The sequence below is a fragment of the Chryseobacterium sp. sg2396 genome (genome assembly GCF_042610505.1).
Lineage (GTDB): Bacteria > Bacteroidota > Bacteroidia > Flavobacteriales > Weeksellaceae > Chryseobacterium.
This window is the reverse complement of record NZ_JBHGAQ010000002.1, coordinates 359,239-366,154: the sequence shown is the minus strand read 5'-3', so window position 1 is coordinate 366,154 and position 6,916 is coordinate 359,239. Positions and strand designations below refer to the sequence as shown.

Here is a 6,916-nt window from a genome sequence, read left to right as displayed (position 1 = left end):
TGTTAATCAGCTATTTATAGTCGAATTCACGTTATATACCGTCGGATAATGTAATTCAATCGCATCATCGAACATCTAGCATCTAATATTTAACCTTTAAGATGAATTTACCGGAAATTTTAATCGTATTAATTTTGCAATTATTTTATGGCCGGATTCGTTTCTTTTTCAGAAATAAAATCCCGTCATAAACATTACCCGGATTATATAAAGCGGGTCTTTAAATTTCGCTGTGAATTTATCGTGATATTCTGGTGGTATCGCTTTTTATATTGCCCGGAGCGGATGTCGTGTCTGTTGCAGGAAGACTGTCTGATGACATCGGTGCTGCCGAAGTTTTATCGCTAATCTCCATCGGATCCGGTGTGTCGGGCGGAGGAGAAGTTTCTTTTTTTTCACAGCTCAGGACAGCAATTCCCAAGACTGCAAATGCTAATACAGATTTCATAATATTATATTTTAAGTGGTGTGAATTCAAAATTATACAATTATTATGTTAAGTTTTTATGACTATAATCATAGATTTTCATCGGGACGCTGAGTTAAGTGATGTGATTGTAAATAAGTTGAAGCAAAAATTAGAATACTAATGAAGCGTAGAAAAGACAAAAGCCTGTAAAAACAGACTTTTTATTAATGATAGTAAGCGGGTGTTCTTGTAGCAATAGCTACTTGCTATTGGGGACAAATTTTTTTCTTGCCAGCTCTTTTCTTACCCGGCTCAGACTTTCAGGGGTTATTCCTAAATAGGACGCAATCATCCACTGTGGAACCCTCAGAAGCAGGTCCGGATACATTTTGATAAATTTCATATATCTTTCTTCCGCGGTTTCGGCCAGCAAAGAATTGATCCTGTCCTGAAGACTTTTGATATGTTTCTGCAGAAGGATGTCGCTCTGTTCAAGACTGTTCGGAAACCCTTCGATCAGCTTATTGATAAAATCCGGGGGCAGCATGAGAATTTCCGAATCTTCAACCGCTTCAATATAATAGACTGATTTTTCATTGAAATAAAGACTGCTGCGGTCGGAAATCAGCCAGCTTTCGGGGGCAAACTGGATGATGTGTTCTTTTCCGTTCTTATCGATGGAATACATTTTAAGCAGGCCTTTTTCTACAAAGTAAATATATCGGCAGATTTCACCGTACTGTAAGAGAAACTGGTTTTTATGTATTTTTTTGGCTTCATAGTACAGACTGCACATGTTGACTTTTTCTAAAGGAACATTAAGCACCTTAGCCAGGTAATTGTTTATATTTTTCATCACAAAAGTTGATCTACCGAAATATTTTGGTGAGAAGCGTTGTTGATCGCCTTTCCGTTTTCAATCACGATCAGCTGCGGACTCTGGTGGGTAACTCCCAGATCATCTGCAATCCTGTTGGAAAGCGGCCGGTAAGCCAAGAGATCCAGATAGTATAGATCTGTTTTGCCGGTAAAATTTTCCATTTCCTTTTCAAAATTCCGAAGCACTGTTTTACTGATAAAGCAGCTGGTGGAATGCTTAAAAATGGCTACCGGATGATCGAAAGAACGATCAATCGCTTTTTGCAGATCCTCCTCGGATTCTATTTTTTTCCAGAAAGATTTCTGCTCCGGAGCATTTTCCTTTCCGCCAAATATTTTATCAAAAAAACTCATACGTCAAACTGTTTTAAATGATGATCAAGATGTTTATATTCCAAAAAGCCCCAGTCCTTTTCTTGCATCTTTCCGAAGAGCACGTGATGATCCGGCAGGCTGCCGTTTTTGAAATACATCAGGTAATCATCAAGTGTTTTCAGGAGATTTTGTTTTTCTTCATCGAAATCACATTCAAAATTAATAATAAGTTTTTGAAAAGTAGGCATATTTCGCGGAATTCCGTTATTGAAAAGCTGCATTTCTATTTTGGTGGCAGTTCCGATCATTCGGAACACCATGTTGATCGGCGGCAGCGTAAGTTTATTCTGAGGTACCTGCAGGACACAGCTGCAATGCCTCATCATCTGACATACATCCATTTTTCCCCATTTTGCCGGGGAATTTTTATGAAGACGGGAAATCCTGATTTTGATTTCCTTAAAATCTGTTGGGTGATGTAAACTTTTTTTTACCAACCTTTTTCTTTCTTCAGGTTTTCGATATGCGCGAAGTGATGGTTGCAGTGCCAGGCATACAGGGCCAAATAGCTTCGCAGATTATAATTTCTATTGTGTTCGGGGTGATGAAAGGTTCTTTCAAAATGCCTGTTGGTCATGCTTTTCAGCAACACGGTCCACCGCTGATGTGTTCCTTTCAGCATTCTCATAGCGGGTTTTACGGGCATGCTCAGGCTGTCCTGAAGCTCTGCCCATTTTGCCTCATCATAAGGCTTAATGGTAGGATTTTCTTCAGTAAGAGCAAGTTTCAGACGCATAAAACTGTTGATATGGCTGTCTGCCAGATGATTTACGACCTGGCGTACTGTCCAGCCGCCTTCCCGGTACTGCGTGTCCAGCTGATCGTCGGTAAAATGTTCGATCAGGTTTTTCAGCTTTCCAGGAAAATCCCTGATGACTTTGATGTATTCGTCAAGTTTGATATCGCAGATATTTCCGGGTTCTTCAAACCGTCCTATCGGAAATTTCTTTTGCTCTAAGTCGCTCATTTTTAATAATATTGTTTAGTATATTGAGTAAGATCACGGCATCCTGGTCTTTCAGATAATACAGCATTTTATTAAGATGTGGATTCTTTTTGGAAAACACCATAAAATGATGGTAATATCGTTTGAGCTCAAGTTCTTTAAACAGGATTTCGCTTCCGTTAAATTTAATTCTATCCCCAGCAATTTCAATGCCTGCGATCGTCAGTACTTCACTATTTTCAAGCTTTCTGTCATATTGATCCAGAATATCATTGAAAAAACAGTCCCATAACGCACCAACAATCTCCACATAGAGCTGATGCTTTTCTTTGAGTTTTCTTCCGTAAAAAAGCTTGAAAGATATTCTGAGTTCATTGCCCGAGCTTAAGCGGATAAAAATAAGATATTCTCTTCCTATGGTGAAATGGTAACCGTTAATAAAATGAATGCCATAGCGGATACCCTTAATGTCTTTTTTGTCGATCACGGTAAAGAGATCGTTTTTTAGGTCTTTATTTTCAAACCTGATCCGTTCCTCATCAATAATCAATGCCCGTTTTCTAGTATCGAATAATCCGCGGACGATGGTAAATTCTTTCATAAAATCCGTTTGCACGCCTTACAAGCAGACAGCACTTACCATTAATTTTTGGTAAAAATACCGAAAATTTCAGAAATCTCTGCTGCTTATGAAGTGCTTGGGGATTTTATTTTTGAATATTCTTTCAGATCCGATTCTCAAGAATATTGGCCGTCATTTATACAGACAGAACATCCAGCCTTAGGTTTCTCCTTTCGACCTGCTTAATATCCATGCAAGTCCAATCCTTCGGTTCTCTGCAAAGGTACTTTTCTTCCCATTTTCTTTTGAATAACCCTAAAATGCTGCAATTCATCATCCGTTAAAATACTGATGGCCGTTCCTTTTTCATGGGCACGCCCTGTCCTTCCGATACGGTGAATATAATCCAGAGGGGAACGTGGCAGCTCGTAATTGATCACGCAGGGCAGAGATTCGATGTGGATGCCCCGGCCGATCAGATCGGTTGCTACCAGTATCTGTGCACCGTTTACTTTAAATTCCTCCAGATTATTCCGCCGGGCCCCCTGTGATTTCTGACTGTGAATGGCCACGGCCTTAATTTTATTTTTCTTCAGCTTTTCTACCAGATTATCAGCTGATCTTGTGGAAGAAACAAAGACCAGCGCCTTTTCCACCTTCTTTTCTTTAATCAGATAACGAAGAAAAGGCCCTTTGTTTTCCGGAGCCACATGATAAGCCAACTGTTCGATGTTCTCAATTTCTACCTTTTCTTTTTTAATTTCGATAACCACAGGATCAATAGAGAGTCGTTCTTTCAGTTCAGCTACCTTATCATTTAAAGTGGCGGAAAATAAAATGGTTTGTTTAGCCACGGGCATCATGGCAAAGAGACGCTTCATCTCCTCTTCAAAGCCCAGCTGGAACATTTTGTCCGCTTCGTCAACAACAAGATGCCTGATCTCCGAAATGCTCAATGCATTATGCTCAATAAGATCCAGAAGACGGCCCGGTGTAGCAATAAGCACCTCAACGCCGAACATTCCTTTCATCTGCGGATTAATGGAAACTCCGCCATATACCGCCATCGTACGGATTTCACGTTTAAGACCATCGGTAAAAGCCCTGAAAACCTCATCAATCTGAATTGCTAATTCCCGGGTCGGAACCAATATTAAAGCCTGAACATTACGGTTCTTTTTAACATCTGCATCCTGCAGTTTTTCCAGGATCGGCATAACAAAACAGGCTGTCTTTCCGGAACCCGTCTCGGCGATTCCCATAAGGTCTTTGCCTTGAAGGATAACCGGCACTGCCTGTTCCTGAACAGGAAACGGTTTCAGGTAACCCAGTTTTTTTATGGAACGGATAATATTGGATGATAATCCCAGCGATTCAAATGACATAAGTATTTTATTTATTGCAAAGATAAGCTATTGGAATTTGTTTGTCAGAACGTCTTTCAATAGTTTTAAACAGGTTCTGAAAATAGAATTTAACCTTTAGAGTTTAAATCCTTGTCTACTTAATTAATAGGAACTGGCAACGGATAAGATCCCTATCTTTAATAATATTAATCTTATCTCGAGATCCTGCTGAATTAAGTACGTTAAAAAATCCTTTCCCTCATGTAGAAAGGTTTCGGAACGAAAAAGATTAATCTGAATGCCGATTTGTCCGATAATTTTTCTTTGGACAATTTTTTGAGGATTAGTTTGTACATTTATCAAAAATTCGAGAATTTATTTTAACATGAAAAAAGCATTAATAATCGTAGACGTTCAGAATGATTTTTGTGAAGGCGGGGCTTTGGCAGTACCTGAAGCCAACGAAGTAATCCCCTACATCAATGCGCTGATGGATGAAAACGAATACGACCAGATTGTACTCACACAGGACTGGCATCCTGCCAATCATAAAAGCTTTGCCAGCAACAATGGCCGAAAAGTCGGGGAAAGCATTATCCTGAACAGCGTTCCGCAATTTATGTGGCCGGACCACTGCATCCAGGGGACTTTCGGAGCCGAATTCCACAAAGATCTGAACCGGGATAAAGTAACCCATATCATACAGAAAGGTAAAAATGTGGAGATCGACAGCTACAGCGGTTTTCAGGACAACAACCATTTTATGAAGACGGGTCTTGATGATTTCCTTAAATTCCACGATATTCAATTGGTAGAAATCGTAGGCCTTGCGATGGATTACTGTGTGAAATTCACCTGTATCGATGCCGTAAACAGCGGGTATGTTACCTGCCTCCATTTCAACGGAACACGTGCTGTAAATGTAAAGCCGGATAACGGAAGGGACGCGATCTATGAGATGATTCAGAAAGGAGTTACGGTATTGGGTTAATCTGTTTCCTAAAGATTACAGTCCCTAAGTTCATGCCGGTTTTAAAAACCAGGTTAGAAATAAATTAGCATGCAAGGTATCAAATCATCATCCTGATTTAATACCTTGTATCTTTAAAGATATGAAATGGTAAAAATGTTTTCCTGAGACTTAACCGTTTTTCTGGCCGACGATACCATATATATTTAAATCTGCCGTATGTAGAATATAAAAAACAGTACCTTGAAAAAATTCTTATTATCCGTTGCCTGCTTGTTTAATGCTGTTTGCTTCAGTCAGAACAGTAATATTGCAGGAAAAAGTTTCAGACCTTTTAAATATAAAATTATTATTTCCAGTGCATTTAATGAAAAGTATTACAACGGAAACCACATAACGGATTCAGCAGGCGTAAAAAACGGAACATTCAGGTTTACTGTTCCTGCCAAAGCATCCGATATTCCTTATGCCTATCGGTTTAATGATAAGATCAGTGCCAGCTCGTTTTTTCAGAGCAATGTATTTTTTATCGATTCACGCACAAAAAATATTACGGTAGGCAAAGAAGGTGATCCGCAAAATTTTGAAGTGGTTTCCAACAGTGCCTTTATAAGCACAGAAACAGCAAAAATGCAGGCTTACTTTGCTCAATTTACCAAACAAAAACAAGCCTTCTATGATAAGTCACGGGCAGAATATGAGAGTTTTCAGGACAAATCAAAAATTCCCCAGGAATTCTGGGATTCTTATCAGGCGGAAGAAAAAAAGTTTAGCGTTAAAGAAGACTCACTTTTGTCAGGCTATGTTAAAGAAAACAAAAATTCATTCGCTGCACTGTGGAAATTGATTGAGAAATTTGAAGGAAACGGCTATGAGGAGATATATGAAACAATCTTCAATAATTTTTCCCCTGAAATAAAAAGGAAAAAAACGGCAGAAACGTTGCGCCTGGCCCTAAAGAATGCCGGTAATTTCAGAATAAACAATAGTTTTCCTGCTTCCAAGATAAAAAACATAAAAGAACCGGGCTCAGAATTCTCTATCCCTGCGGCTAAATATACGTTGGTTGACTTTTGGTTCAGCAGCTGTAAGCCGTGTCTTGAGCAAATGCCATTTTTTGTTGACCTCTATTCGCGATATCATGCCAAAGGTTTTCAGATCATCGGTATTGCCACAGATCAGGGTAAATACAAAAGCAGCCTATTGAAAATTATAAGTAAATTCAATATTCCCTGGACCAACTATTGGGATATGGATGGCAAACAGGCTTCCGAATGGACGATTACCTCTTTTCCTACCAATTATCTTCTGGATGAAAACGGTAAGATCATTGCTAAAAATATTCCGGAAAAAGAACTGTCGGCACTCCTGGAGAAAAAATTGAAATAATTTGGCTTACATATAAAAACGGCATTGAGAAACCCAATGC

At 39.2% G+C, this 6,916-nt stretch carries 9 protein-coding genes; 2 read left to right on the top strand and 7 right to left on the bottom strand.

What is annotated here, in order from left to right; genetic code table 11:
- Positions 1-238 precede the first annotated feature (238 nt).
- From ACED20_RS03420 to ACED20_RS03390, 7 genes are all read right to left on the bottom strand, one after another.
- Positions 239-448, bottom strand: a complete 210-nt coding sequence (locus ACED20_RS03420; protein WP_294220902.1) for a hypothetical protein — start codon at positions 446-448, stop codon at positions 239-241.
- Between the two features lie 220 nt (positions 449-668).
- Positions 669-1,265 carry a Crp/Fnr family transcriptional regulator gene (locus ACED20_RS03415; protein WP_294200959.1) on the bottom strand — a complete coding sequence of 199 codons (597 nt, stop codon included), beginning with the start codon at positions 1,263-1,265 and terminating at the stop codon, positions 669-671.
- Entirely contained in the window at positions 1,265-1,642 is a 378-nt protein-coding gene (gene ytxJ, locus ACED20_RS03410) for a bacillithiol system redox-active protein YtxJ (protein WP_378103494.1), read from the bottom strand. The genes ACED20_RS03415 and ytxJ overlap by 1 nt, the downstream gene beginning before the upstream one ends.
- Positions 1,639-2,100 (bottom strand): DUF1569 domain-containing protein, encoded by a 462-nt coding sequence (locus ACED20_RS03405; protein ID WP_378103492.1) that lies wholly within the window; start codon positions 2,098-2,100, stop codon positions 1,639-1,641. The genes ytxJ and ACED20_RS03405 overlap by 4 nt, the downstream gene beginning before the upstream one ends.
- Positions 2,094-2,630 carry a YfiT family bacillithiol transferase gene (locus ACED20_RS03400; RefSeq protein WP_294198083.1) on the bottom strand — a complete coding sequence of 179 codons (537 nt, stop codon included), beginning with the start codon at positions 2,628-2,630 and terminating at the stop codon, positions 2,094-2,096. The genes ACED20_RS03405 and ACED20_RS03400 overlap by 7 nt, the downstream gene beginning before the upstream one ends.
- Positions 2,587-3,210: a hypothetical protein gene (locus tag ACED20_RS03395; RefSeq protein ID WP_378103491.1), complete on the bottom strand. Its 624-nt coding sequence runs from the start codon at positions 3,208-3,210 to the stop codon at positions 2,587-2,589. The genes ACED20_RS03400 and ACED20_RS03395 overlap by 44 nt, the downstream gene beginning before the upstream one ends.
- A 203-nt stretch (positions 3,211-3,413) precedes the next feature.
- The gene (locus ACED20_RS03390; RefSeq protein WP_294241603.1) at positions 3,414-4,556 is read right to left on the bottom strand and encodes a DEAD/DEAH box helicase; all 1,143 of its coding nucleotides are present in this window, start codon (positions 4,554-4,556) and stop codon (positions 3,414-3,416) included.
- Between the two features lie 346 nt (positions 4,557-4,902).
- Here ACED20_RS03390 and pncA point away from each other — a divergent pair, with 346 nt between their 5' ends.
- Both pncA and ACED20_RS03380 read left to right on the top strand, forming a co-directional pair.
- On the top strand, positions 4,903-5,508 hold the full coding sequence (gene pncA, locus ACED20_RS03385) for a bifunctional nicotinamidase/pyrazinamidase (RefSeq protein ID WP_378103489.1): 606 nt from the start codon (positions 4,903-4,905) through the stop codon (positions 5,506-5,508).
- Positions 5,509-5,730: 222 nt separating this feature from the next.
- A complete protein-coding gene (locus ACED20_RS03380) occupies positions 5,731-6,876 on the top strand; it encodes a thioredoxin-like domain-containing protein (RefSeq protein WP_378103488.1) in 1,146 nt (381 codons plus the stop codon).
- Positions 6,877-6,916 lie beyond the last annotated feature (40 nt).

Bases quoted from the DNA above. Each gene is read 5' to 3' on its own strand.
- ACED20_RS03420 (WP_294220902.1), bottom strand. From the start codon at position 448: ATGAAATCTGTATTAGCATTTGCAGTCTTGGGAATTGCTGTCCTGAGC.
- ACED20_RS03415 (WP_294200959.1), bottom strand. From the start codon at position 1,265: ATGAAAAATATAAACAATTACCTGGCTAAGGTGCTTAATGTTCCTTTA.
- ytxJ (WP_378103494.1), bottom strand. From the start codon at position 1,642: ATGAGTTTTTTTGATAAAATATTTGGCGGAAAGGAAAATGCTCCGGAG.
- ACED20_RS03400 (WP_294198083.1), bottom strand. From the start codon at position 2,630: ATGAGCGACTTAGAGCAAAAGAAATTTCCGATAGGACGGTTTGAAGAA.
- ACED20_RS03395 (WP_378103491.1), bottom strand. From the start codon at position 3,210: ATGAAAGAATTTACCATCGTCCGCGGATTATTCGATACTAGAAAACGG.
- ACED20_RS03390 (WP_294241603.1), bottom strand. From the start codon at position 4,556: ATGTCATTTGAATCGCTGGGATTATCATCCAATATTATCCGTTCCATA.
- pncA (WP_378103489.1), top strand. From the start codon at position 4,903: ATGAAAAAAGCATTAATAATCGTAGACGTTCAGAATGATTTTTGTGAA.